At 69.4% G+C, this 26,906-nt stretch carries 3 protein-coding genes and 2 pseudogenes; all 5 read left to right on the top strand.

Annotated features, from left to right (window positions below; translation table 11 throughout):
• Positions 1–220 precede the first annotated feature (220 nt).
• Positions 221–1,332: pseudogene (locus IM25_RS27550) on the top strand (AMP-binding protein).
• Positions 1,310–1,765, top strand: coding sequence for an AMP-binding protein (locus IM25_RS27320; protein WP_065995634.1), 456 nt, complete (start codon positions 1,310–1,312; stop codon positions 1,763–1,765). Before IM25_RS27550 ends, IM25_RS27320 begins: the two are co-directional and overlap by 23 nt.
• Positions 1,732–6,147 carry an amino acid adenylation domain-containing protein gene (locus tag IM25_RS00475; RefSeq protein ID WP_198162522.1) on the top strand — a complete coding sequence of 1,472 codons (4,416 nt, stop codon included), beginning with the start codon at positions 1,732–1,734 and terminating at the stop codon, positions 6,145–6,147. Before IM25_RS27320 ends, IM25_RS00475 begins: the two co-directional genes overlap by 34 nt.
• A gap of 155 nt (positions 6,148–6,302) precedes the next feature.
• Positions 6,303–12,143 carry an amino acid adenylation domain-containing protein gene (locus IM25_RS00470; RefSeq protein WP_065995632.1) on the top strand — a complete coding sequence of 1,947 codons (5,841 nt, stop codon included), beginning with the start codon at positions 6,303–6,305 and terminating at the stop codon, positions 12,141–12,143.
• A 194-nt stretch (positions 12,144–12,337) separates the two neighbouring features.
• A pseudogene (locus tag IM25_RS25905) lies at positions 12,338–26,895 on the top strand (non-ribosomal peptide synthase/polyketide synthase); the annotation flags it as partial.
• Positions 26,896–26,906: the final 11 nt, after the last annotated feature.

The following is a 26,906-nucleotide window of genomic DNA, read 5'->3' as shown; positions in this document are numbered from 1 at the left end:
CTACCCATGAAGCGGAGTCCACGCTGGACAGGTGGAGCTGAGTGTAAGATATGTCACTTTAGAATTCCTTAGGGTGGCTCTGCCGTCGCCGTGCTATAATCCGCTGTTTTCGGGTCATATTCGCGTGTTGACGCTGCGGTCCTGCAGGATCTGTTCTCGGCCGGTAACTTTCTTTGCGACCAGGGACGTCGGGGTGCCTCGGTCGGGAGGAGTTTGATACGTGACGCACGCGAAATCCGACCAGGAAGGACCACGGTTCGGAAGAGTGACAGCGCCCGGTTCAGGCAGGGTTCGACCCCCAGTTTCGAGCCGTTCCAATCGACGTAGTGGTCGTCGGGGTGTGTTGTTGCCGCAGTTGTTGGTGTCGGCGGTGGAGTCGGCCGGTGATGCGGTGGCGGTGGTGGAGGGTTCTCGGTCGTTGTCGTATCGGGAGCTCGATGCGGTGTCGTCGCGGTGGGCGCGGTGGTTGATCGGTCGTGGGGTGGGGCCGGGGGATGCGGTGGTGGTGGCGGTGCCGCGGTCGCTCGAGTCGGTGGTGGTGTTGTGGGCGGTGGCGAAGTCGGGGGCGACGTTCGTGCCGGTGGATCCGGGTTATCCGGCCGAGCGGGTGCAGTTCATGGTGGCCGATTCGGGTGCGGTGTTGGCGTTGACGGTGTCGTCGGTGGCGCAGGTGGTGGCCGAGGCGGCGGGGTCGGTGCCGGTGGTGGCGGTCGACGAGGTGTCGGTGGCTGCGCGGGTGGGGCAGTTGTCGTCGCGTCCGGTTTCGTATGCGGATCGGGTGCGTTCGCTCGAGCTGTCGGATGCGGCGTGGATGATCTATACCTCGGGGTCGACGGGCGGCCGAAGGGTGTGGTGGTTTCGCATGCCGGTATCGGTGGGGTGATGTCGGCCGAGCGTGAGCATTTCGGGGTCGATGGCTCCTCGCGGGTGTTGCATGTGTGTTCGCCGAGTTTCGATGTGTCGTTGCTCGAGTTGGGGGTGGGGTTCTCGGCGGGGGCGACGGTGGTGGTGGCGCCGGCGGGGGTCGGTGGTGGTCCGGATCTGGCGGATGTGATTGCGTCGCAGTCGGTGTCGCATGTGTTCATGACGCCGGGTGCGTTGGGGTCGATGGATCCTGCGGGCTTGGACGATCTGCGTGTGGTGGTCGTGGCGGGTGAGTCGTTCACCCCGGATCTGGTGCGGCGGTGGTCGGTGCCGGGTCGGCGGCGGTTCTTCAATGCCTATGGTCCGACGGAGACGACGATTCTGGCGACCTCGTCGGCGGAGCTGGTGCCCGATGCGCCGGTGGTGATCGGGTCGGCGATCGGGGGTGGGCGCGTTCGTGCTCGATGAGCGGTTGCGTCCGGTGCCCGAGGGTGTGGTCGGTGAGTTGTATGTGGCCGGGGCGCAGGTGGCGCGGGGCTATCACGGTCGGTTCGGGTTGACCGCGGCGCGGTTCGTGGCCGATCCGTTCACCCCGGGTGGCCGGATGTATCGGACGGGGGATCTGGTGCGTCGCGGCGGCGATGGGGTGTTCGAGTATGTGGGGCGCAGTGATTTCCAGGTCAAGATCCGGGGGTTCCGGATCGAGCTGGGGGAGATCGATGCGGTGTTGTCGTCGGTGCCGGGGGTCGGTTTCGCGGTGACGGTGGGGGCGGCGTTGGCGTCGGGGGAGTCGGCGTTGGTGTCGTATGTGGTGCCCGAGGCGGGGGCGGTGCTCGATCCGGCGCAGGTGCGGGCGTCGGTGGGGAGGTGTTGCCCGGTTATATGGTGCCGTCGTCGGTGACGGTGCTCGACGAGGTGCCGCTCACGCCGGTGGGGAAGGTCGATCGGGCGGCGTTGCCGGCGCCGGTGTTCGAGGTGGCCGAGTATCGGGCGCCGCGGACGCCGGTGGAGATCGCGGTGGCCGAGGAGGTCGCGCAGGTTCTGGGGGTCGAGCGGGTCGGGTTGGACGATTCGTTCGTCGATCTCGGTGGTAATTCGTTGGCGGCGACGCGGTTGGTGGCGCGGTTGTCGGCGCGGTTGGGGTATCGGGTGGCGGTGCCGGTGGTGTTCGAGGCGTCGTCGGTGCAGGAGTTGGCGGCCCGTCTCGACACCGACACCGCCGGTGCCGGGGTCGGGAGTGTGGTGTTGGCGGCGCGGCAGCGTCCGGATCGGGTGCCGTTGTCGTTGGCGCAGCAACGCATGTGGTTCCTCGGACGATTCGATTCCTCTGCGGCATACAACATTCCGATCGTCGTCCGGCTGACCGGAGATCTCGACGCCGCGGCGATGCAGGCGGCGGTCCGCGATCTCGTCGCTCGGCACGAGACACTCCGCACCGTCTACCCCGAGATCGACGGTGTCCCGGTGCAGGAGGTCCTCCCGATCGAGGCGTTCCTGCCGGATCTCCTGCCGGTCGAAGTCGATCCCGACGCCGTGCGGTCCGAGGTCGACGCCGTCCTTTCGACCCGATTCGACGTCACCCGTGAGGTTCCGGTCCTGGCCCGACTGCTGCGGTGCAGTAGCAGTATCGAAAACGACAGTGATGCAACGGAACACGTGCTCGTCGTGGTCGTCCACCACATCGCCGCCGACGGAGCGTCGCTCGCGCCGCTGACCCGCGACCTCGCCGCCTTCTACGCCGCCCGCGCGACCGGGACCACGGCCGAGTTGCCGCCGCTGGCCGTCCAGTACGCGGATTACGCACTGTGGCAACGGGATGCGCTCGGTGATGCATCCGACCCGGAATCGGTCGCCGCGCGGCAACTCGACTACTGGCGGCGCGCCCTCGACGGGTTGCCCGACCAGCTCGATCTGCCCACCGACCGTCCCCGGCCGACCGTGCAGTCGCACCGCGGGGGCAGTGTCGACGTCGAGGTCGACGCCCACGTCCACGAGCAGTTGCGCGAACTCGCCGCGCGTCACGGTGCGACCCCGTTCATGGTCGCCCAGGCCGCCTTCGCGGTGATGCTCGCCCGGTTGTCGGCGACGCGCGACATCGCCATCGGCACCCCCGTCGCCGGGCGCACCGATCCGCTGCTCGACGACCTCATCGGCATGTTCGTCAACACCCTCGTCTTCCGGACCGTCGTGGACCCCGCCGAATCCTTCGACGAACTCCTCGACCGCAGTCGCGCGACGGTGCTGGAGGCCTTCGACCACGCCGACCTGCCGTTCGAGCGGCTCGTCGAAGCGCTCGATCCGGCCCGATCCCTGGCACGGCACCCGCTCTTCCAGGTGGGCCTGTCGTTCCAGAACCTCGCACCGTCCCGGCTCGACCTTCCCGGTCTGTCCGTCGAGAGTCTGGTCCCCGACACTCGTATCTCGCAGTTCGACCTGCATCTGCTCGTCGGCGAACGCGTCGACCAGGACGGGCGGTGCGGCGGGCTGGCGGGTCGGCTCACGTATGCGGCCGACCTGTTCGACGAGGAGACCGCCCGCTCGTTCTCGTCCATGTTCACGCGCGTGCTCGCCGCACTCGTGGACTGCCCGTCACGTCCCGTCGGCGATGCCGACATGATCGGAGAGGACGAGCGGACCAGGCTGCTCGACATCGGCAGGGGAAAGTACCGCCGGTCGGACGCATCCGTCCTTCCCGATCCGTTCCGGGCGCACGCCGATCGTCGCCCCGATGCGATCGCCCTCGTTCACGAGGGAACGTCGGTGTCCTACAGGGAATTCGACGAGCGTGTGAACCGGTGTGCGCGTGCGCTGATCGCGGCCGGTGTCGGCCCCGAGACCCGGGTCGGCCTCATGATCGGACAATCCGTCGAGTTGGTCGTCGCGATGTACGCGGTGTCCGTCGCCGGCGGAGCTTACGTTCCGCTCGACCCCTCCCTGCCACCCGGACGCATCGCGCAGATCGTCGCGGCCGCCGAACCCGCCGTCGTCGTACGTGTGGGTGGGGCGTCCGCAGCCGTCGATCTCGGCGGTGCCGCGGTGATCGACGTCGACGATCCGGCCCATGCCGGACTGTCCGCAGCGCCGGTGACCGATGCCGAACGGCTCGCCCGGCTGCGACCGGAGAACATCGCGTACGTCCTGTTCACCTCCGGTTCGACGGGGGTCCCCAAGGGTGTTGCGGTCACCCATCGTGCGGTCACCAATCAGATGTGTTGGCTGCGAGAGCGATTCGACCTCGGACCCGACGACGTGTCGGTCCTGCACACCCCGGCGACCTTCGACCTGTCGGTCTGGGAGTTCTGGGGCTGGTCGACGTGCGGTGGCCGGCTGGTGATCGCCGACCGGGGACGCCACCCCGACCCCCGCGCCATGATCGCCCTGCTCGAGCGTGAACGGGTCACCACCTTCCACGGGGTTCCGACCATGCTCGGCATGTTCCTGTCGGGGGTCGAGAAGCGACTTCCGTCGACGTTGCGGCGTGTGCTGTCCATCGGTGAGTCCCTGCCCGCCGCGACCGCGCGGGAGTTCGCCGCCCGCAGCGACGCCGAACTGGTGAATCTCTACGGGCCGACGGAAGCGGCCGTCTCGGTGACCGATCACCCGGTGACCGACGCCGACGTCCACGGCGTGCCGATCGGGACACCGGTGTGGAACACGGGCGTCCACGTGCTCGACGACCGCCTCGGTGCGGTCCCGCTCGGCGCGGTCGGGGAGTTGTACCTGTCCGGCGAGCAACTCGCGCGCGGTTACGTCGCGCGGGCGGGTGAGACCGCCGGCAGGTTCGTCGCCGACCCCTTCGGCAGCGGAGGGCGTCTCTACCGGACCGGGGACCTGGTGCGCTGGGTCACGAGCGCACGCGGACCCGAACTCGACTACATCGGTCGCCGGGATCTCCAGGTGAAGATCCGCGGGTTCCGGATCGAGCTCGGTGAGATCGAGGACGCACTCCGGGCATGCCCCGGCGTCGCTGCCGCGGCGGCAACGGTGCAGCAGGATGCACATCGTGGCGACCGCGTGGTGGCCTTCGTGGTCGTCTCGGACGGCACCGAACCGGACACCGCCGCCCTGCGGACCTCGCTCGGCGAACGGTTACCGAACTACATGGTCCCGGCCGACATCCGCGCGATCGACTGCCTGCCGAAGGGGAGCACCGGCAAACTCGATCGGAACGCCCTCCCACTCGTCCCGGCCGCGCCGGCCGAGCACCGTCCGCCCGCCACCGCCGTCGAATCCGCCGTTGCGAAGGTGTTCGGGAAGGTCCTCGGCATCGAGTCGGTCGGACGTGACGACGACTTCTTCCGCTCGGGCGGTACCTCGCTGGTCGCGGTCCGGGCGGTCAGCGAACTCGCGGCGGCGCTGGAGCGTCCCGTGCCCCTCGAGTGGCTGTTCGCCCACCCCGTCGTCGCCGAACTGGCGGAGCGGATCGAACGCAGCGAGCGCGACGGTGAGGAGTCGGCGTCCACGGCGTTCGACGTCGTGTTCCCCCTGCGCACGGGACCCGCCTCCGGTGAGCCGGTCTTCTTCGTCCACCCCGTCGTCGGCCTCGCCTGGGGATTCTCGCGGCTCGCGGAGTTCATCGACGCCGGTCGTCCGGTCTACGGACTGCAGTCGCCCGCGCTGTCGGGCACCGAGGAGCTTCCCGGATCGATCCGGGAATGGGCTGCCCTGTACGTGGACGAGATCCGGCGCGCGCACCCCGACGGGCCCTACCACCTCGTCGGGTGGTCTATGGGCGGAGTGATCGCGCACGAGATGGCCGTGCAACTGCAACGACACGGGAGCTCCGTGGACTCCCTCGTCCTGCTCGATGCGCACGTCCCGGCCCCGCTACCGGAGTCCGTCGATCCGCAGTCGGTGGCCCTCGCGGCCCTGAACGGTCTCGACAACGGTGACCGCGCCACGCCGAACGTCGGGGATATCACATCGATTCTCGGGCGTGGCGAATTCGACAGCGACGTCTTCCCGTCCATGGAGTCGTTTCTCGGCGGCATCAGTCATTCGTTCGACGTTCTCGAGCGGCACTACCCGGGACGCTTCGACGGCGACCTGCTCTTCGTGGGGTCGCGGAGTTCGGCGTCGCCGGAAGACGATTCCCGGAGGGACTGGACCGAGTTCGTCACCGGACGGGTGCACCGCCACGACATCGACGTGTCCCACTGGGCGATGACGGGCGAGCACGCGTGTCGCACCGTCGGCCCGCTCCTCGCCGCCTGGTGCAACCGCCGTGTATGTCCGAATTGCGAAGTCCGCAAGCGCGACTCGACACTCCGTGTCGGGCACTGATGTGGCAGCGTTCGTACTCCTGTGCGAGACTCGTGTAGTTCGGCGTACGTGATCCGGCTGTCGGGGGCCTGATCGCGTCGATACGCCAGGGCGCGTGCCTGTTTCGGCGTGCGTTCATCAGCCGTACCGTCCCCCGGCGCGAAGCGGGGAGTGGTATGACGACGAATGCGATGGACTTCGACTCGGCCCACTCGGACGAGGGATCCGTTTCCGGGATCCGTACGTCGGGCAGCCCTCGGAGATTGCGCCGCAGCGCACCGACCGCATCGTTGCCCCATCTGCTCGCCGTCGCCGTCGAACGGAATCCGGACGGCATCGCCGTCGTCTCCGAATCCGGCGCTCTCACCTACCGCGAACTCGACGCGGGATCGTCACGCCTTGCCCGTCTTCTGATCTCGCGCGGAATCGGTCCCGAGGACTGCGTGGCGCAGTTCCTCACGCGCTCGCTCGAATCCGTCCTCGCGACATGGGCGGTGGCGAAGACCGGCGCGGCGTTCGTGCCCGTCGACCCCACCTATCCCGCCGATCGCATCGCCTACATGCTGGACGATTCGGGGGCCGGGCTCGTCCTGACCACCGAGGAACACGCCGGCACGCTGCCCGGTGAGGTACCCGCACTCGTGCTCGACACGGCCGAGGTGCGCGACGAATCGGCCGGGATGTCCTCGGAGCCCGTCTTCTTCGACGAGCGACGCGGTGTCGTCCGTGCGGAGAACGCGGCGTACGTCATCTACACCTCCGGCTCCACCGGTCGCCCCAAGGGCGTCGTGGTGACGCATTCGGGGCTCGCCAACTTCTGCGCCGAACAGGTGGAGCGCTACGGACTCTCGTCGCAGTCGCGCACATTGCATTTCGCGTCACCGAGTTTCGACGCCTCCGTGCTGGAACTCCTGCTGGCGGTGGGTGCGTCGTCGACGATGGTCGTCGCCCCGCTGACCGTCTTCGGCGGGTCGGAGTTCGCGGATGTCGTGCGGAAGCACGGGGTCACACACGCATTCGTCACACCCGCTGCGCTGGCCTCGGTGGACCCGGCCGGTCTCGAGGTACTCGGCACCGTCGCGGTGGGCGGCGAGGCGTGCCCGCCCGAACTCGTGACGCGATGGGCGCCGGGCCGCCGCTTCCACAACGTCTACGGACCCACCGAGACGACCATCGTCTCGAACATCTCCGAACCCCTCACCCCGGGCGACCGGGTGACGATCGGACCTCCGATCGGCAATGTCACGGAGACCGTGCTCGATTCGCGACTCCACCTCGTCCCCGTCGGTGTCGCGGGCGAACTCTACACAGCAGGGCCGGGGGTGGCCCGCGGGGATCTCGGTCGCCCAGGGCTCACCGCAGCGCGATTCGTCGCAGCGCCGGGAGGTGCGCGGATGTACCGCACCGGCGACGTCGTGCGCGGACCCGAGACGCCCTCGTCGGGCATCGTCTACGTGGGCCGTAACGACTTCCAGGTCAAGGTCCGCGGATTCCGCATCGAACTCGGGGAGATCGACGCCGCACTCGCGTCGCACCCAGGGGTCGACTTCGCCCTCACCGTCGGCCGCGAGACCCCTGCCGGCGAGACCCAACTCGTCTCCTACGTGCACGGCACCGACGACCCGCTCGATCCGGGCAGCCTCGTCGAACACGTCGCCGGCGTGCTCCCGACGTACATGGTCCCCGCCGCGGTCGTGCCCCTCGACCGCATCCCGCTGACCCCCTCCGGCAAGGTCGACCGCGCGGCGCTTCCCGAGGTGGGAACGACCGTCGCCGAATTCCGCGCTCCCGTCACCGCTTCCGAGAAGGCCGTCGCCGATGTCTTCGCCGATGTCCTCGGTGTGGACCGGGTCGGACTCGACGACGACTTCTTCGATCTCGGCGGCAACTCGCTCCTCGCGACGTCCGTCGTCGGCCGCCTCCGCGCGCGTCTCGGCGTCACAGTCCGCGCGGCCGCGCTGTTCGACGAGCCGACCGTCGCGGCACTCGCCCGGCACCTCGACGCGGCCGGCTCCGATCGCGCGGTACCGCTCGTCGCCGGCCCGCGACCCGCACCCCTGCCGCTGTCCTACGCGCAGCAGCGCATGTGGTTCCTCAACCGCCTCGATCCCGAATCCGCCCTGTACAACATCCCTCTCGCGGTGCGTCTGACCGGTGGGCTCGACGTCGACGCGATGCGCGCGGCGTTCGCCGACCTCGTCGAGCGTCACGAGACCCTCCGTACCGTCTACCCCGAGATCGACGGTGTGGGTGAGCAGCGCATCCTCGAACCGGGAGCACGCGTCGTCGACGTTCCGGTCGAGCAGGTGCCCGCCGGCGAGTTGCCGGAGCATCTCGCGCGCGTCGCGGGCCGCGGATTCGACGTCACGGCCGAGGTTCCGGTGCGTGCGCACCTGTTCGCGACCGCACCCGACGAGCACGTGCTCGTCCTCGTCCTGCACCACATCGCCGGCGACGGCACCTCGCTCGCGCCGCTCGTGCGCGACCTCGTCACCGCGTACACCGCACGTGTCGGTGGGCACGCGCCCGACTGGGTGCCCCTGCCGGTGCAGTACGCCGACTACACGCTGTGGCAACGGGAGGTCCTCGGCACCGACGACGACCCCGAATCGATCGCGGGCCGTCAGCTCGCGTACTGGACGGGCGCGCTCGCCGGTGTCCCCGAGCATCTCGATCTCGCCACCGACCACGTGCGACCTGCGATCCTCGGCGCGGGCGGCGGTGCCGTGCGCGTCGAACTCGAGGACGACGTCCACGAGGCGATCACCGGCCTCGCCCGCCGGGCGGGAACCACCCCGTTCATGGTCGTGCACGCCGCACTCGCCGCACTCCTCGCGCGCCTGTCGAACACCCACGACGTCGTGATCGGGACCCCCGTCGCCGGTCGCTCGGCGCCCGAACTCGACGGTGTCGTGGGCATGTTCGTCAACATGCTCGCGCTGCGCACCGAGGTCGATCTCGGCGGCACCTTCGCCGATCTGCTCGAGCAGGCCCGCACGGTCGACATCGATGCCTTCGACCACGCCGACATCCCGTTCGAACGGCTCGTCGAGGGGCTCGACCCCGTCCGGTCGCCGTCCCGGCACCCCCTCTTCCAGGTCGGGTTGTCGTATCACAACTTCACCATCGACGCGCTCGAGCTGCCGGGCCTGCGAGTGGAGGCGCTCGACGCGTCGTCCTCGTCGGTCCGCTTCGACCTGCACGTGACGATCGTCGACAAAGGCGTCGACGGCGGACCGGGTGGATTCGACATCGAATTCGGTTACGCTACCGACCTGTTCGAGGAACCCTCGATCCGGCGCATGGTCGACCGCTACCTGCGCATCCTGCGCTCCGTCGCCGAGGACGCCGACGTCGTGGTCGGCGACATCGACCTGCACGAGCCCGACCAGCTCGCCGCGATGCTCGAAGCCTGGGAGGCCGAACAGCTCGCGGTGGGCCCCGGCCGGACCCTCGCCGACCTGTTCGACGATCAGGCCCGCACGACGCCCACGGCGTGCGCGCTCGTCGACGCGAACAGCGAACTCACCTACGGGGACTTCGCCGACCGGGTGCGACGCCTCGCACGGATGCTGATCGAACACGGCGTCGGTCCCGAGACGGTCGTCGCGCTCCCGATCCGACGTTCGATCGACCTCGTCGTCGCGATGTACGCGGTCGTCGAGGCCGGCGGTGCATATCTGCCGCTCGACCCCGACCACCCGCGCGAACGCGTCGAGTACATCCTCGGATCCGCCGCCCCCGCCTGCATTCTCACCACGAGCCGCGACCGCCTCGACCTGCCCGGCGACCGGCCGACCATCGAGGTCGACACCGTCGACCTCGCTGCCTACAGCGGCAAGGAGATCCGCAACGCCGACCGCCTCGCCCCGCTGCGCGCGAGCAACGCCGCCTACGTGATCTATACGTCCGGATCGACGGGACGGCCGAAGGGCGTCGTCGTGCCGCACGAGGCGATCGTCAACCAGCTCGTCTGGAAGCGGAAGGAATACCGCCTCGGCGTGGGCGACGCCGTCCTGCTCAAGACTGCAGCGACCTTCGACCTGTCGGTGTGGGAGTTCTGGTCGTCGCTGACCTCCGGCGCGAAACTCGTCGTCGCCGCACCCGACGGCCACCGCGACCCGGCCTACCTCAACGACCTGATCCGCCGCGAGCACGTGACGACCCTGCACGTCGTGCCCTCGATGCTCGACGCGCTGCTCGACGACGCCGACGGCGAACTGCCCGACTCGCTGCGACGAGTGCTCGCGATCGGTGAGGTGCTTCCCGTCGACACGGCCGAACGCACCCTCGAGCGGTCGCACACCGATCTCGTCAACCTGTACGGGCCGACGGAGGCGGCGGTCTCGGTGACCGCGCACCGCGTCACCGAGACGGGGGAGAGCTCGATTCCGATCGGCGGCCCGATCCCCAACACGCAGGTCTTCGTCCTCGACGAGCGGCTGCACCCGGTGCCCCCGGGAGTGGCCGGAGAGCTCTACCTCGCAGGAACCCAGCTCGCGCGCGGCTACTCCGGCCGACCGGAGCTGACCGCCGAGCGGTTCGTCGCAAACCCGTTCGGCGACCCCGGCACACGCCTGTACCGCACCGGCGACCTCGTGCGCTGGCGGTTCGACGACGATCAGCTGTCGGGCACGCTCGAATACCTCGACCGGGCCGACTTCCAGGTGAAGGTGCGTGGTTTCCGCATCGAGCTCGGGGAGATCGAGTCCGCGCTGCGGGCGCTGCCGCAGATCCGCGACGCGGTGGTGACGGTGCAGCACGGCGACCGGATCGTCGCGTTCGTCGTCCCCACCGGCGGAGCCCCCGACATCACCGCGATCCGCGGCGCGCTGGCGCGGACGCTGCCGTCCTACATGGTCCCGCAGGGCTTCGTCACCCTCGACGCCCTCCCGCTTAACGTCAACGGCAAGGTCGACCGCAAGGCCCTCCCGGAGGCGGAGGTCGTCACGGCGCCCTACCGCGCCCCGCGCACCGGCACGGAGGCGACGGTCGCGTCGGTCTACGCCGAAGTGCTCGGCAGCGACGACCCGGTCGGTCTCGACGACGACTTCTTCGGTATCGGCGGCAACTCGCTCAGCGCGGTCAAGGTCGCCGCGCGCCTGCGCGACCGCCTCGACGCCCACGTCGAGCTGCCGTGGTTGTTCCTGCACCCGGGTGTGGAGGAACTCGCCGCCCGGATCGACTCGCACAGCACGTCCGAGACGGACACGCTCGGCACTGCCGGGCTCGACCCGCTGCTGCCGCTGCGTTCCGGTGGGGACGGTGCACCGGTGTTCTGCATCCACCCCGTCACCGGCCTCGCATGGGGCTTCGCCGGCCTCGTGCCGTACCTCGGCGACCGTCCCGTCTACGGTCTGCAGTCGCCCGCGCTCGGCGAGGCGGACGACCTGCCCGGCGACATCGACGCCTGGGCGGACGAGTACGTCCGGCTCATCCGGCAGGCGCACCCGCACGGCCCCTACCATCTCGTCGGATGGTCCATGGGCGGCATCCTCGCCCACGCCGTCGCGGTCCGGCTGCGACGGGCGGGGGAGCAGGTCCCGACCCTCGCGATCCTCGACGCCTACCCCGAGACCGGGGCCGCGCGGGCCGACGCGCAGCCCACCGCGGCCACCGCCCCGACGGTCGCGAACGTGCTCGGCATCCCGGCCGAGGGCCCGGCTGCGGAGATCCCCCTCACCGAGCTCACCGCCGAGAGCGCGCAGCAGGTGGTGCAGGCTCTGCCGGCTCCGTTCGACAGCCTGTCCCCGGAACGGATCACCCGGATCGTCGAGGGCGTCCGGCACTCGTACTCGGTCCTCGCGACGCATCGTCCCGAGGTCTACGACGGTGACCTGACGGTCTTCATCGCCGAGACCGATCGTCCGATGTCCTCCACCGAGGCCTGGTATCCCTACGTGAACGGGCTGGTGACCACGCGTGAGGTGCCGGTCTCGCATTGGGACATGGCCACCAGGAAGGCGTGGGCGGTCATCGGACCCGCCATCGGTCGCCGTCTCGACGAGAGGCGCTGACCGGCCACAACTCGACATCCCGCCACGGTGGGGCGGCCCGCACGGGTCGTCCCACCGTGGCGTGCGCGCCCACGGCCGTAACATGGCTTCTCGGCCACCGATGCTCTAATGGGCACATGACTGCCCGGTAACAACCGGGTGGCCGCGGCCGGAACGGGACGTACGAGGGATCGGGACCAGTGGTGAGTGAAGCCTTGCGTAAGGTCGGCGAGCAGGGGGCCGAGGGGAACGGTGGAGCCTCTGGCGATGCTCGACCTGCGGCAGCAGAGCGGCGGCGGCCACGCAGGCGTCCCGAGCGTCGCGGAGCCAGGGCCGCGCTGCTTCCCCAGCTGATTGCGGCGGCGGTCGAACGCGACCCCTCCGCGACGGCAGTGGTCGAGGATGACCGTTCGCTCACCTACGCCGAGCTCGACGAGGCGTCCTCGCGACTCGCGCGGTACCTGATCGGCCTCGGTGTCGGTCCCGAGGACGTCGTCGCGCTCGCGATCGCCCGGTCGATCGACTCGGTGCTCGCCACCTGGGCGGTCGCGAAGACCGGTGCCGCCTTCGTGCCCGTCGACCCGAACTATCCCGCCGACCGGGTCGAGCACATGACGGTCGACTCCGGCGCGGCGCTCGGCCTGACCCTCGCCGAGAACGAACCCGCCCTGCCCTCCGCGACCCGGTGGATCGCACTCGACGATCCCGCGATCGCGCAGCAGCTCGCGGCTCTTCCGTCCGAGCCCGTCTCGTTCGACGAACGGGTCCGAACCCTGCGGGTCGAGAACACGGCCTACATCATCTACACCTCGGGGTCGACCGGACGGCCGAAGGGCGTCGTCGTGACCCATTCGGGTCTGGGGAACTTCTGCACCGAGCAGGTGGAGCGGTATGCCCTGACCTCCGACTCGCGCACGCTGCACTTCGCGTCCCCGAGCTTCGACGCCTCGATCCTCGAACTGCTGCTGGCGATCGGCGCGTCGTCGACGATGGTGATCGCCCCGACCTCCGTGTACGGCGGCGAGGAGTTCGCCGAACTCGTTGTGCAACAGCAGGTCACGCACGCCTTCGTCACCCCGGCCGCGCTGGCCTCGGTCGACCCGACGGGCCTGGGCGTGCTCGATTGCATCGTCGTCGGCGGTGAGGCGTGCCCTCCGGACCTGGTGGAGCGGTGGGCGCCGGGACGGCGATTCTTCAACGGCTACGGTCCGACCGAGACGACCATCATGACCAACATCTCGGATCCGCTGGCTCCGGGTGAGCAGATCACGATCGGTGCGCCCATCCGGAACACCACCGCGCACGTGCTGGACACACGGTTGCACGCCGTTCCGGCCGGGGTGACGGGCGAGCTCTACCTGTCGGGTCCGGGCGTGGCCCGCGGATACCACCGTCGGCCGGAGCTGACCGCCGCCCGGTTCGTCGCGGCCCCCGGCGGCACGCGCATGTACCGTTCCGGCGACCTCGTCCGCGGACCCCGGGACGCCGCATCCCCCATCGTCTACATCGGTCGGAACGACTTCCAGGTCAAGGTTCGCGGCTTCCGCATCGAACTCGGCGAGATCGACGCCGTGCTGGCCTCCTCGCCGGCAGTGGACTTCGCGGCGACGCTCGCGCGGACGGGCCCGTCCGGGCAGGCACAGCTTGTCGCGTACGTGCACGCGGCCCCCGACGCAACCGTCGACCTGCAGGAACTGTCGGCCCTGGCCGCCGAGCGGCTCCCTGCCCACATGGTGCCTTCGGCGATCGTGCCGATCGACGAGATCCCGCTCTCGCCCACCGGCAAGCTCGACCGCGACGCACTGCCCGATCCGGGGCCGATCGTCACCGAGTTCCGGGCCCCGGAAACCGGCACCGAGATCGACATCGCCGCGGTGTTCGCCGACGTGCTGGGACTCGACTCCACGCGGGTCGGCCTCGACGACGACTTCTTCGATCTCGGGGGTAACTCGCTGATCGCCACGCGAGTGGCGGCACGGCTGAGTGAGCGTCTAGGGGTACGGGTGCCTGCCCGCCTGCTGTTTGAGGGTTCGACGGTCGCCGCCCTCGCTGTCATGGTCGAACCTCTTGCCGGTGACGACCGAGCTCCGCTCGTGGCGCAGGAGCGTCCCGAGCGGGTGCCGTTGTCGCTCGCGCAGCAGCGGATGTGGTTCCTCAACCGCTTCGAACCGGAATCGGCCGTCAACAACATCCCCGGGGCGATCCGGTTGACCGGCGTCCTGGACGTCGAGGCGCTGCGCTCCGCGGTGGTCGACGTGCTCGGCCGGCACGAGTCGCTGCGGACGATCTACCCGGACGTCGACGGTGTGGGCTACCAGCAGGTGCTGCCGGTGGACGAGGTGGTGCCCGACCTGACGCCGGTCCCGGTGGCCGAGTCCGATCTGATCGCCCGGGCCACCGAGATCGTCGGCACCGGCTTCGACGTGACGACGCAGGTCCCCTTCCGGACCCGGCTGTTCGCCGTCACCGAGACCGGGACCGCGGCCGAGCACGTGCTGGTGCTGGTCGTGCACCACATCGCCGCCGACGGTTTCTCGATGGGCCCGCTCACTCGCGACATCGTCTCGGCCTACGCGGCCCGCGCCGCCGGCGGCGAGCCGGGATGGGAGCCGCTGCCGGTCCAGTACGCCGACTTCGCGATCTGGCAGCGGGAGGTGCTCGGCTCGGAGGACGATCCGGAGTCGGTCATCTCCTCGCAGGTCGGTTTCTGGCGGGACACGCTTGAGGGTCTGCCCGAGCAGCTCGACCTGCCGGCCGACCGCCCGCGCCCCGCCGTCGCCACCAATCGTGGTGCCCTGCACGAGTTCACCATCGACGAGACGCTGCACGACCGCATCGTCACGCTCGCCCGCGAACGCAACGCGACCCCGTTCATGGTGGTGCACGCCGCGCTGGCGGTGCTGCTGGCGCGTCTGTCGGGCACCGACGACATCGCGATCGGTACTCCGGTGGCCGGTCGTGGCGACGCGGCGCTCGACGATCTGGTGGGCATGTTCGTCAACACCCTCGTGCTGCGCACCCGGGTCGAGGGCGGCGAGTCGTTCGAGCAGGTGCTCGGCCGGGTGCGCGGCGCCGACCTCGAGGCGTTCGGCCACGCCGACCTGCCGTTCGAACGACTCGTCGAGATCATCGACCCCGAGCGCTCCACCGCGCGTCACCCGCTGTTCCAGGTGATGTTGTCGTTCCAGAACCTCGAGACCGGCTCCCTCGAACTTCCGCGGCTGACCGTCGAGGCCGTCGACCTCGACATCGCGACCGCCAAGTTCGACCTCCAGTTCGTCGTCACCGAGACGCCGACCGCGACCGGTGCCGCCGAGTACTCGGTGGGCTTGGCCTACGCCACCGATCTGTTCGACACCCGCACGGTCGAGCGCGTCGCCGAGCGCTTCGTCCGTCTCCTCGATGCGGTCACCGGTGATCTCTCCGTCGCTATCGGTGATGTCGACCTGCTCGACGATGCCGAACGCGTGCAGGTCCTCGAGCAGTGGAACGACACCGGCCGCGCGCTCGACGACACCTCGACCCTCGTGGATCTGTTCGCCGAGCAGGTCCGGCGGTCGCCGGATGCGGTCGCGGTGGAGTTCGAGGGCGAGTCGCTGACCTACGGCGAGTTCTCGGAGCGCGTGAACCGTCTTGCGCGGCATCTGATCTCGCTCGGTGTCGGTCCCGACGCGCGGGTGGGTCTGGCGATGCGCCGCTCGCTGGATCTGCTCGTCGGTATGTACGCGGTCGTTACGGCCGGTGGTGCCTACGTGCCGATCGATCCGGATCAGCCCGAGGATCGCAACGGGTACATCCTCGACATCGCCGCGCCCGTGGTGGTGCTGAGCACCGAACGCGACGGATTCCGCGTACCGGGGAGAGGTCCGTCCCGAGCCTGCTCGTCGACACCCTCGACCTGTCCGCGACGGCGTCCGGGCCGGTCACCGACGCCGAGCGGACGTCTCCGCTGCGGGCGTCGAACACCGCCTACGTCATCTTCACGTCCGGGTCCACCGGGCGCCCGAAGGGTGTGGCGGTGCCGCACGGCGCGATCGTCAACCGCCTGCGCTGGATGCAGCACGAATACCCGCTCACCGGCGCCGACGTGGTGCTGCAGAAGACCCCGTTCACCTTCGATGTGTCGGTGTGGGAGTTCTTCTGGCCCTTGCAGATCGGTGCCCGACTGGTGGTCGCCGTGCCGGACGGTCACCGCGATCCGCGGTACCTGGCCTCGGTGATCGAGCGGCGCGGCGTGACCGTCGTGCACTTCGTGCCGTCGATGCTGGCGGTGTTCGTCGCCGAAGCGTCGGCCGACGAACTCACTTCGCTCCGTCACGTCTTCGCCTCCGGTGAGGCGCTCCCGCCCGCACTGGCCGCACGCACGCGGGCACTGTTGTCCGATGCCGGCCTGCACAACCTCTACGGCCCCACCGAGGCAGCCGTGGACGTGACCTACCACGAGGCCACCGACGCCGACACGGTCTCCGTGCCGATCGGCGCCCCCGTGTGGAACACCCGCGTCTACGTCCTCGACGAGCGTCTCGCGCCCGTGCCCGTGGGGGTCGCGGGAGAGCTCTATCTCGCGGGAGCTCAGCTCGCCCGCGGGTACATGCAGCGCCCCGACCTCACGGCCGAACGCTTCGTCGCCTCGCCGTTCGGCGACGGTGAGCGGCTGTACCGCACCGGCGACCTCGTGCGCTGGACGGAGGGCGCCGGCGAGCTCGACTACATCGGCCGCACCGACTTCCAGGTCAAGCTCCGCGGTCTGCGCATCGAACTCGGCGAGATCGAGACCGCGCTGCTCGTCCTCGACGAGGTCGACCAGGCCGTCGTGCTCGTCCGTCAGGACCAGCTCGTCGCCTACGTCGTCCCGCAGGCCGGTGCGACCTTCGATCAGGTGGCGGCTGGTGCGGCACTGTCCGCGCAGTTACCGGCCTACATGGTGCCCGCCACCTACGTGCTCCTCGACGCCATGCCGCTCGGTGCGTCCGGCAAGCTCGACCGCAAGGCACTGCCCGACCCGGTCTTCGAGGTCAAGGAGTTCCGCGCTCCCACCACCTCCACCGAGCAGGTCGTGGCGTCGATCTACTCCGAGGTCCTCGGTGTCGACCGCGTCGGCCTCGACGACGACTTCTTCGCGCTGGGCGGCAACTCGCTCATCGCCACCCAGGTGGTCTCCCGCATCGGTGCCGCGCTGAACGCCACCGTTCCGCTGCGCTTGCTGTTCGAGGCCTCCACCGTGGAAGAGCTTGCAGCACGCCTCGAACGCGGGGTCTCCGGCGGTCCGCGCCGGCCCCTCGTCGCCACCGAACGACCTGACCGGGTGCCGTTGTCGCTCGCGCAGCAGCGGATGTGGTTCCTCAACCGCTTCGAACCGGAATCGGCGGTCAACAACATCCCCGTGGCGATCGGCCTGTCGGGGGCACTCGACGCGGCGGCCCTGCAGGCCGCGGTCACCGACGTGCTCGGCCGGCACGAGTCGTTGCGGACGATCTACCCGGACGTCGACGGTGTGGGCTACCAGCAGGTGCTGCCGGTGGACGAGGTGGTGCCCGACCTGACGCCGGTCCCGGTGGCCGAGTCCGATCTGATCGCCCGGGCCACCGAGATCGTCGGCACCGGCTTCGACGTGACGACGCAGGTCCCCTTCCGGGCCCGGCTGTTCGCCGTCACCGAGACCGGGACCGCGGCCGAGCACGTGCTGGTGCTGGTCGTGCACCACATCGCGTCCGACGGTTTCTCGATGGGTCCGCTGACCCGCGACGTCGTGACGGCCTACGCGGCCCGCGTCTCGGGTGACGCCCCGCAGTGGGAGCCGCTGCCGGTGCAGTACGCCGACTTCGCCATCTGGCAGCGGGAGGTGCTCGGTTCGGAGGACGATCCGGAGTCGATCATCTCCTCGCAGGTCGCGTTCTGGCGGGAGACCCTCGCGGGTCTGCCCGAGCAGCTCGACCTGCCGGCGGACCGTCCGCGACCGGCGGTCGCGAGCTACCGCGGTGCCTCGCACCGGTTCGTCCTGGACTCCGAACTCCGTTCCGCCGTCCGCGATCTCGCCCGGCGCACCTCCACCACCGAGTTCATGGTCGTGCACGCGGCACTGGCGGTGCTGCTGGCGCGTCTGTCGGGCACCGACGACATCGCGATCGGCACCCCGGTGGCCGGTCGTGGCGACGCGGCGCTCGACGATCTGGTGGGCATGTTCGTCAACACCCTCGTGCTGCGCACCCGGGTGGAGGGCGGCGAGTCGTTCGAGCAGGTGCTCGGCCGGGTGCGCGGCGCCGACCTCGAAGCGTTCGGGCACGCCGACCTGCCGTTCGAGCGGCTCGTCGAGATCATCGACCCCGAACGGTCGACGGCACGGCACCCGCTGTTCCAGGTGCTCCTCGCGTTCCAGAACCTCGATGCCGGCTCCCTCGAGCTGCCCGGCCTGACCGTCTCGGCGCTCGATGTCGACGTGGCACTGGCGAAGTTCGACCTGCAGGTCACCGTCTCGGACGACGCCACCGCCGAGGGTTATCTCGTCGAATTGACTTATGCCACCGATCTGTTCGACGCCCGGACGATGGAGTCCTTCGCCGAGCGCCTGGCCCGGATCCTCACCGCGGTCGTGACCGAACCCGCACTCCCGGTCGGTGATGTCGCGCTGCTCGACGATGCCGAGCGCACCGATGTGCTCGCCACGTGGAACGCCACCGAGCACGCACTCGGCGACGCCGGGACCCTCGTCGATCTGTTCGCCGAGCAGGTCCGGCGGTCGCCGGACGCGGTCGCGGTGGAGTTCGAGGGCGAGACGCTGACCTACGGCGAGTTCTCCGAGCGTGTGAACCGTCTTGCACGACACCTGATCTCGCTCGGTGTCGGTCCCGACGCGCGGGTGGGTCTGGCGATGCGCCGCTCGCTGGATCTGCTCGTCGGTATGTACGCGGTCGTTACGGCCGGTGGTGCCTACGTGCCGATCGATCCGGATCAGCCCGAGGATCGCAACGGGTACATCCTCGACATCGCCGCGCCCGTGGTGGTGCTGACCACCGAACGCGACGGATTCTCCGTGCCGGCCACGGCATCGGTGCCGTCGCTCGCGATCGACACCCTCGACCTGTCCGCGACACCGGCCGAGCCGGTCACCGACGCCGACCGCGTCGCGCCGTTGCGGCCGTCGAACACCGCGTACTCGATCTTCACCTCCGGTTCGACGGGACGCCCGAAGGGTGTGGCGGTCGCCCATGCCTCGGTCGTCAACCAGATCCGGTGGATCACCACCGAATACGGGATCGGCCCCGACGATGTGGTGCTGCAGAAGACCCCGTTCACCTTCGACGTGTCGGTGTGGGAACTCTTCGGCACCCTCGCCGTCGGTGCGCGCATGGTGATCGCGGTCCCGGACGGGCACCGCGACCCCGCCTATCTCGGCACCGTCATCCGCGAGCGCGCGGTGACGGCGACCTCCTTCGTCCCGTCGATGCTCGCGGTGTTCGCCGCGTCGGTGTCGCCCGACGACTGCGCGTCGCTGCGCACCGTGCTCGTCGCCGGTGAAGCCTTCCCGCTGTCGGTGGCCGAGCAGTTCTCCCGGAGCAGCGACGCCGAGCTCCACAACCTCTACGGCCCCACCGAGGCCACGGTGCACGCCACCGCCCGCCCGGTCGCAGGAACGACGGGTGGTTCCGTCGCGATGGGCGCTCCGGTGTGGAACACCCGCGCCTACGTGCTCGACTCGCGACTGTCGCCGGTTCCCGCCGGTGTCGTGGGAGAGTTGTATCTCGCGGGCGTGCAGGTGGCGCGCGGTTACGTCGGCCGCCCCGATCTGACCGCCGAGCGTTTCGTCGCCTCGCCCTTCGGCGAGGGTGAACGTCTGTACCGCACGGGCGACCTCGTGCGCTGGAGCAACGACCGCAGCGGAGATCTCGAGTACCTCGGCCGCACCGACTTCCAGGTCAAGCTCCGCGGTCTGCGTATCGAGCTCGGGGAGATCGAGACCGCGCTGCTCGACCACACCGGGGTGTCGCAGGCCGCCGCGCAGGTGCGCCGCGATCAGCTCGTCGCCTACGTGGTCCCGGCCCCGAACACGACCTTCGACCGCGACGCCGCGCAGGCCGCGCTGAGCGCGGTGCTCCCGGCCTACATGGTGCCGTCGCAGTTCGTGGTCCTCGACGAGATGCCGCTCGGCAGCTCGGGCAAGGTCGACCGGAAGGCGCTGCCCGACCCGGTCTTCGAGGCTCGCGGCTTCCGTGCACCCACGACCCCGGTCGAGGAGGTCGTCGCCGGCGTGTTCGCCGACGTCCTCGGTGTCGACCGTGTCGGGCTCGACGACGACTTCTTCGCCCTCGGCGGCAACTCGCTCATCGCGACGCAGGTCGTCGCGCGCCTCGGTTCCGAACTGGGAACCGTTGTGCCCGTTCGTGTCCTGTTCGAGGCGCCCGGCGTAGCCGCTCTCGCCGCCCGCGTCGAGCAGAGCGAGGCCCAGGGCCGCACGCCGCTCGTCGCACAGGAACGTCCCGAGCGGGTCCCACTGTCGCTCGCGCAGCAGCGCATGTGGTTCCTCAACCGCTTCGACACCGAATCGTCGGTCAACAACATCCCGGTCGCGGTCCGCCTGACCGGGGCGCTCGACCTCGACGCGTTGCGGGCAGCGGTCCAGGATCTGCTCGCCCGGCACGAGGTGCTCCGCACGGTCTATCCGGAAGTGGACGGACGTCCCTATCAGCTGATCCTCCCGGTCGCGGAAGCCGCGCCCGACATCGACGTCGAATCGGCCACCGAGGACGACCTGCTGCAGAAGGTGACGGCGGTCGTCTCCCGCGGGTTCGACGTCACCACCGAGATCCCGTTGCGCGCACGATTGTTCGAGCTCTCCGAGCGCGATCACGTGCTCGTGTTCGTCGTCCACCACATCAGCGCCGACGGCTGGTCCATCTCGCCGTTGACCCGCGACGTGATGACGGCCTACATGTCCCGCGCCGAGGGGCAGGTTCCCGGTTGGGCACCGCTGCCCGTGCAGTACGCCGATTTCGCGATCTGGCAGCGCGACGTGCTCGGCGACGAGGACGATGCCGCGAGCCTGCTCGCGGCGCAGGCCGACTTCTGGAAACGCACCCTCGCCGGGCTTCCGGACGAGCTGAACCTGCCGATGGACCGGCCGCGTCCGGCGGTGCAGTCGTTCGCCGGTGGCATGGTCGGATTTACGATCGATGCGGATACGCACCGCGGTCTCGCGGCGCTCGCGCGGCGGACCGGCACGACGATGTTCATGGTCGTGCACACCGCGCTCGCGGTGTTCCTCGCGCGGATGGCCGACACCGACGACGTCGCGATCGGCACGCCTATCGCGGGTCGCGGTGAGGCCGAGGTCGACGACCTGATCGGCATGTTCGTCAACACCCTCGTGCTGCGCAGCCGGGTGGACACGGGTGAGGGCTTCTCCGACCTGCTCGCACGGGTGCGCGAGGCCGACCTCGAGGCGTTCGCTCATGCCGACATCCCGTTCGAGCGGCTCGTGGAGATCATCGACCCCGAACGGTCGACGGCACGCCACCCGCTGTTCCAGGTGGTCCTGTCGTTCCAGAATTTTCGTGAGGCAGCGCTCGAACTTCCGGGCCTGACGGTCTCAGGAGTCCCGTTCGACGTCGACACTGCGAAGTTCGATCTCTCGCTCATACTGCGTGAGCAGTACGACGAGGAGGGCGAGCCCGCCGGCATCGGAGCCGAGTTCTCCTACGCGACGGCCCTGTTCGATCGGCGGACCGTGGAGGAGTTCGCGCGCAGGTTCTCGATGTTGCTCACTGGCGCGTTGGACACTCCGGAGGCGCCCGTCGGCGACCTGGCGATCCTCGACGTGGATGAGTTCGACCGCCTCATCCACGTCCGCGGTGGTCACGTGACCACTGGAGGAAGTTTCAGCGATATCCTCACGCGGGGGGGCGCGATGGATCCCGACGCCGTGGCAGTGCGGTACGAGGGACGGTCGATCACCTACCGCGAACTCGACGAAACCTCGTCGCGACTGGCCCGCTTGCTCATCGAGCGTGGTGCCGGACCGGAGAACTTCGTGGCCGTGTCCTTCCCCCGTTCGTACGAGATGGTGCTCAGCGTGTGGGCGATCGCGAAGACCGGCGCCGCGCACCTGCCCGTCGACCCGACCTATCCGGACGACCGCGTGCGCTACATGCTCGACGACTCCGGGGCCACCCTGGGCATCACGTCGTCCGAGTTCGTCGGCGGACTGCCCGACGACGCGGAATGGCTGCTGATCGACGACCCGGCGTTCGCCGCCGACGTCGAATCCCGCTCCGCCGCACCGATCACCGACGCCGACCGGGTACGCCCGATCCGGGTTCACCACCCGGCCTACCTGATCTACACCTCGGGGTCGACCGGCAAGCCCAAGGGCGTCGTCGTCACCCACGCCGGCCTCGGCGGTGTGGTCGACACTGCTGCCGATCTCTACCATCTCCGTGCAGGGCACCGCTCCCTGCACATCTGTTCGCCGAGCTTCGACCCATCGGTGCTCGAGTGGACAGCCACGTTCTCCAGCGGTGCCACTCTGGTGATCGTGCCGGCAGGGATCATCGGCGGGCCGGATCTCGCCGAGTTACTGCGGGCGGAGGGGGGGACACATGTGACGATCACTCCGGCCGTGCTGGGCACCATGGATCCGACCGGCCTCGACAGTGTGGAAACGATCTGTGTCGGCGGCGACGTCACCACGCCCGAACTGCTCGCGCAATGGGCGGCGGGACGGAGGTACTTCAACGGCTACGGCCCGACCGAGGCGACCATTATGACTACCTTCGGTAGGCTCCAGCCGGGACGGCCGATCACCATCGGTAGTCCTACACACGGAGTGTCGGCCCTGGTGCTCGACTCGCGTCTGCGTCCCGTGGCCGCCGGTATGGCGGGGGAGCTCTACGTGGCCGGCCGGGCACTCGCCCGCGGATACCACCGCCGCAACGCGCTGACCGCCGAGCGGTTCGTCCCCAACCCCTACGGCGAACCCGGCGACCGCATGTACCGCACCGGCGACGTCGTCCGGTGGCGGCCCGTCGAGGACCGGCTCGAGATCGAGTTCGTCGGCCGCAGCGACTTCCAGGTCAAGGTGCGCGGTTTCCGCATCGAACTCGGTGAGATCGACGCGGTCCTCAGCGCACACGAGTCCGTGAACTGGGCGACGACGGTGGGGCGGTCCACCCCGTCCGGTGCGACCGTCCTCGCGTCCTACGTGCTGCCCGTCCGCGGCCGCACGATCGACACCGCGGAGTTGACGGAATTCGTGTCGCGATCGTTGCCGCCGCACATGGTGCCGTCGGCGATCGTGGTGCTCGACGAGGTGCCGCTGACCCCGGTGGGCAAGCTCGATCGTGATGCTCTGCCGGAGCCGGTGATCGAAGAGCGCGAGTACCGAGCTCCCGCTACGCCGTACGAGGAGATCGTGGCACGGACATACGCAGAGGTGTTGGGCGTGCCCCGGGCTGGGGTGGACGACGACTTCTTCACTCTCGGGGGCAACTCGCTGATCGCCACGCGGGTGGCGGCGCGGATTTCCAAAGCGCTCGGTGTGCGGGTCACCGTGCGCGAACTCTTCGAATCCTCCACTGTGGCGGGACTCGCTGCCGTGGTCGAGTCTCTCGCCGGGGGGGATCGCATACCTTTGGTGCCAGGCCCTCGTCCCGAGACGATTCCACTATCCTTCGCGCAACAGCGCATGTGGTTCCTGAATCGCTTCGATTCGGCCTCGGCGGCGAACAACATCCCCGTCGCACTGCGTCTGCGCGGGACACTCGACGCCGATGCGCTCGGTGCCGCGGTCGCGGATCTTGTCGAACGACATGAACCCCTTCGGACGATCTATCCGGACCGCGACGGTGTGGGCAGCCAGTTGGTCCTGCCTGTCTCGAAGGCTATCCCGGTGTTACGAGTCGAGGAGGTCCAGAGCTCGGAGATCGAAAGTCGAGTGATCCATGCAGTGATGACGGGATTCGATATCACCGTCGAAGTGCCCTGGCGACTAGAACTCTTACGGACGGGCGACGAGTACGTTCTGATCATCGTGGTCCATCACATCGCTGCCGACGGTGCGTCGATGGAGCCGTTCGTGCGTGATCTCGTCACCGCCTACCTCGCCCGTAGGGCGGGGGCGGTGCCCGGCTGGGAACCACTCGCCGTGCAGTATGCGGACTTCACCCTGTGGCAGCGGTCCGTCCTGGGCGACGAGGATGATCCGGATTCGACGATCTCGAAAGACATCGCCTACTGGACATCGGTTCTTGCGGATCTACCGGATCGTCTCGAACTGCCCACCGACCGGCCACGCCCGGCCGGGGCGTCGGGCCGCGGGGCGGTCGTCGAGTTCGAGATCGACCCGGCCCTGCACGAGGCCGTCGTCGAACTCGGCCGGGCCGCGGGATGTTCGCCCTTCATGGTCTTCCACGCGGCCTTCGCCGTTCTATTGTCCCGGATCTCGGGTGCGAACGACATCGCGATCGGCACCCCGGTCGCGGGCCGCGGCGAGCAGGCGCTCGACGATCTGATCGGCATGTTCGTCAACACACTCGTGCTGCGGACCACCGTCACTCCCGAGCGGACGTTCGCCGACGTCCTGCGCGAGGTCCGCGCCTCGGACATCGACGCGTTCGCCCACGCCGACCTGCCCTTCGAGCGGCTCGTGGAGGGCCTCGACCCTGTTCGTTCCGCTGGTCACCATCCGCTGTTCCAGGTGGCCCTGTTCTTCCAGAACATGGAGCGACCCGACCTCGCCCTGCCCGGACTGGACGTCGAGCCGGTGGATCTCGGTGGCAGCATCGCCAAGTTCGATCTGCAGCTCACCGTCGGACCGCGAGAGGTCGAGGGACGTCCCGCCGGTATGGATGCCCAGTTCACCTATGCCACGGACCTTTTCGACGAGACGACGGTGCGGTCGCTCGCCGCCCGTCTCGTGACGGTCCTCGAATCGCTCACCGGCGACGTCGAGATGGTCGTCGGTGACGTCGACCTGCTGGCCGCGCCGGAGCGACACGCGCTCACCGTCGAGGTGAACGCCACCGAGCGACCGGTCGATGCGCAGACCCTGCTCTCGCGCTACCGCGCGCAGGTCGCCTCGACCCCGGACTCCACCGCAGTCGTCTTCGGCGACGACGCCCTCACCTATACGGAGTTCGACGCGCGGGTCAACCGCCTCGCCCGTCACCTGATCTCGGTCGGTGTCGGACCCGAATCGCTTGTCGCGCTGGGTATCCGGCGCTCGATCGATCTGGTCGCCGCCATGTACGCGGTCGTCACGGCGGGCGGGGCCTACGTGCCGCTCGACCCCGACCACCCGGCCGACCGGATCAGCCACATCCTCGACACCGCACGACCGGTGTGCGTGCTCAGCACCACCGCCGACGCCGGGGATCTCCCGGCCGGGGTCGAGACGATCCTCGTCGACGACCCGGCTCTGCCCGACCATCCGGCAGAGCCCGTGCGCGAGGACGAACTGCGGGGCACCGTCCAGGCCGCCTCACCGGCCTACGTGATCTTCACGTCCGGATCCACCGGACGTCCGAAGGGTGTGTCCGTCCCCCACGAGGCGATCGTCAATCAGCTCGAGTGGATGGCCGCGGAGTACGACATCTCGCCCGGCGACGTGTACCTCCAGAAGACCGCCACGACCTTCGACGTGTCGCTGTGGGGTTACTTCCTGCCGCTGCGCACCGGCGGTACGCTCGTCGTCGCGACCCACGACGGTCACCGCGACCCGGCCTACGTGGCCGACGCGATCGTCCGGTACGGCGTCACGCTCACCGACTTCGTCCCGTCCATGCTCACCGTCTTCGCCGCCCACGCCCCGGCGGGTAGCTGCGCCGGCCTGCGCCACGTCTTCGTCATCGGCGAGGCCCTCCCGCCGGAGACCGTGACGGCCTTCCGGCGTCTCGGTGACGCGGCGGTCCACAACCTCTACGGCCCCACCGAGGCCGCGGTCTCGGCGACCTACTGGGGCGCCGAGGACGGCGACCATTCCGTGCCGATCGGCGTTCCCGAAGCGAACGTGCAGGTATACGTGCTGGATTCGCGTCTGCGTCCCACCCCGGTGGGAACCCCGGGCGAGCTGTATCTCGGTGGCGTGCAACTCGCGCGCGGCTACGAGAAGCGCCCCGACCTCACGTCCGACCGGTTCGTCGCGAGTCCCCTCGGGGTGCGGGGAAGCAGGATGTACCGCACCGGCGATCTCGTGCGGTGGCGCCGCATCGCCGACGGTGCCCTCGTCCTGGACTATCTCGGCCGCACCGACTTCCAGGTCAAGTTCCGCGGTCAGCGCATCGAACTGGGCGAGATCGAGACGGCGCTGCTCGGCTGCGCCGAGGTGAGCCAGGCCGTCGCGCTCGTCGTGCCGACACCGACCGGTGAGCAGCTGGTCGCCTACGTCGTGCCGGCACCCGGGCACACTGTCGACAAGGCGGTCCTGCTCGACGCCGTGCGTAGCGTCCTGCCGTCGTACATGGTGCCGTCGGCGGTCGTCGTGCTCGATGCGTTCCCGCTCAACACCAGCGGCAAGCTCGACCGCAAGGCCCTGCCGGAGCCCGTCTTCGAGGTCCGCGAATTCCGCGCTCCCCGTAGCCCGATCGAGGAGATCGTCGCGAACGTCTATGCCGAGGTGTTAGGCGTACCCCGCGTCGGTGTCGACGACGACTTCTTTGAGCTGGGCGGAAACTCACTGATCGCAACTCGAGTGGTAAGTCGCCTACGCGAGAAGATCGGTGTCGAGGTTCGAGTCCAATGGCTCTTTGCCGAAACCACCGTCGAGGCGCTGGCACAGCGGATCGCGTTCGATCT

The sequence above is a fragment of the Rhodococcus sp. p52 genome, assembly GCF_000763325.2.
In the GTDB taxonomy this organism is placed as follows: domain Bacteria; phylum Actinomycetota; class Actinomycetes; order Mycobacteriales; family Mycobacteriaceae; genus Rhodococcus; species Rhodococcus pyridinivorans.
Note: the sequence above shows the minus strand (reverse complement) of the source record. Positions and strands in the feature narration are given on the sequence as shown.

What these genes read in the sequence shown, in the direction of transcription:
- IM25_RS00470 (WP_065995632.1), top strand. Translation starts at nt 6,303, where the DNA reads ATGACGACGAATGCGATGGACTTCGACTCGGCCCACTCGGACGAGGGA.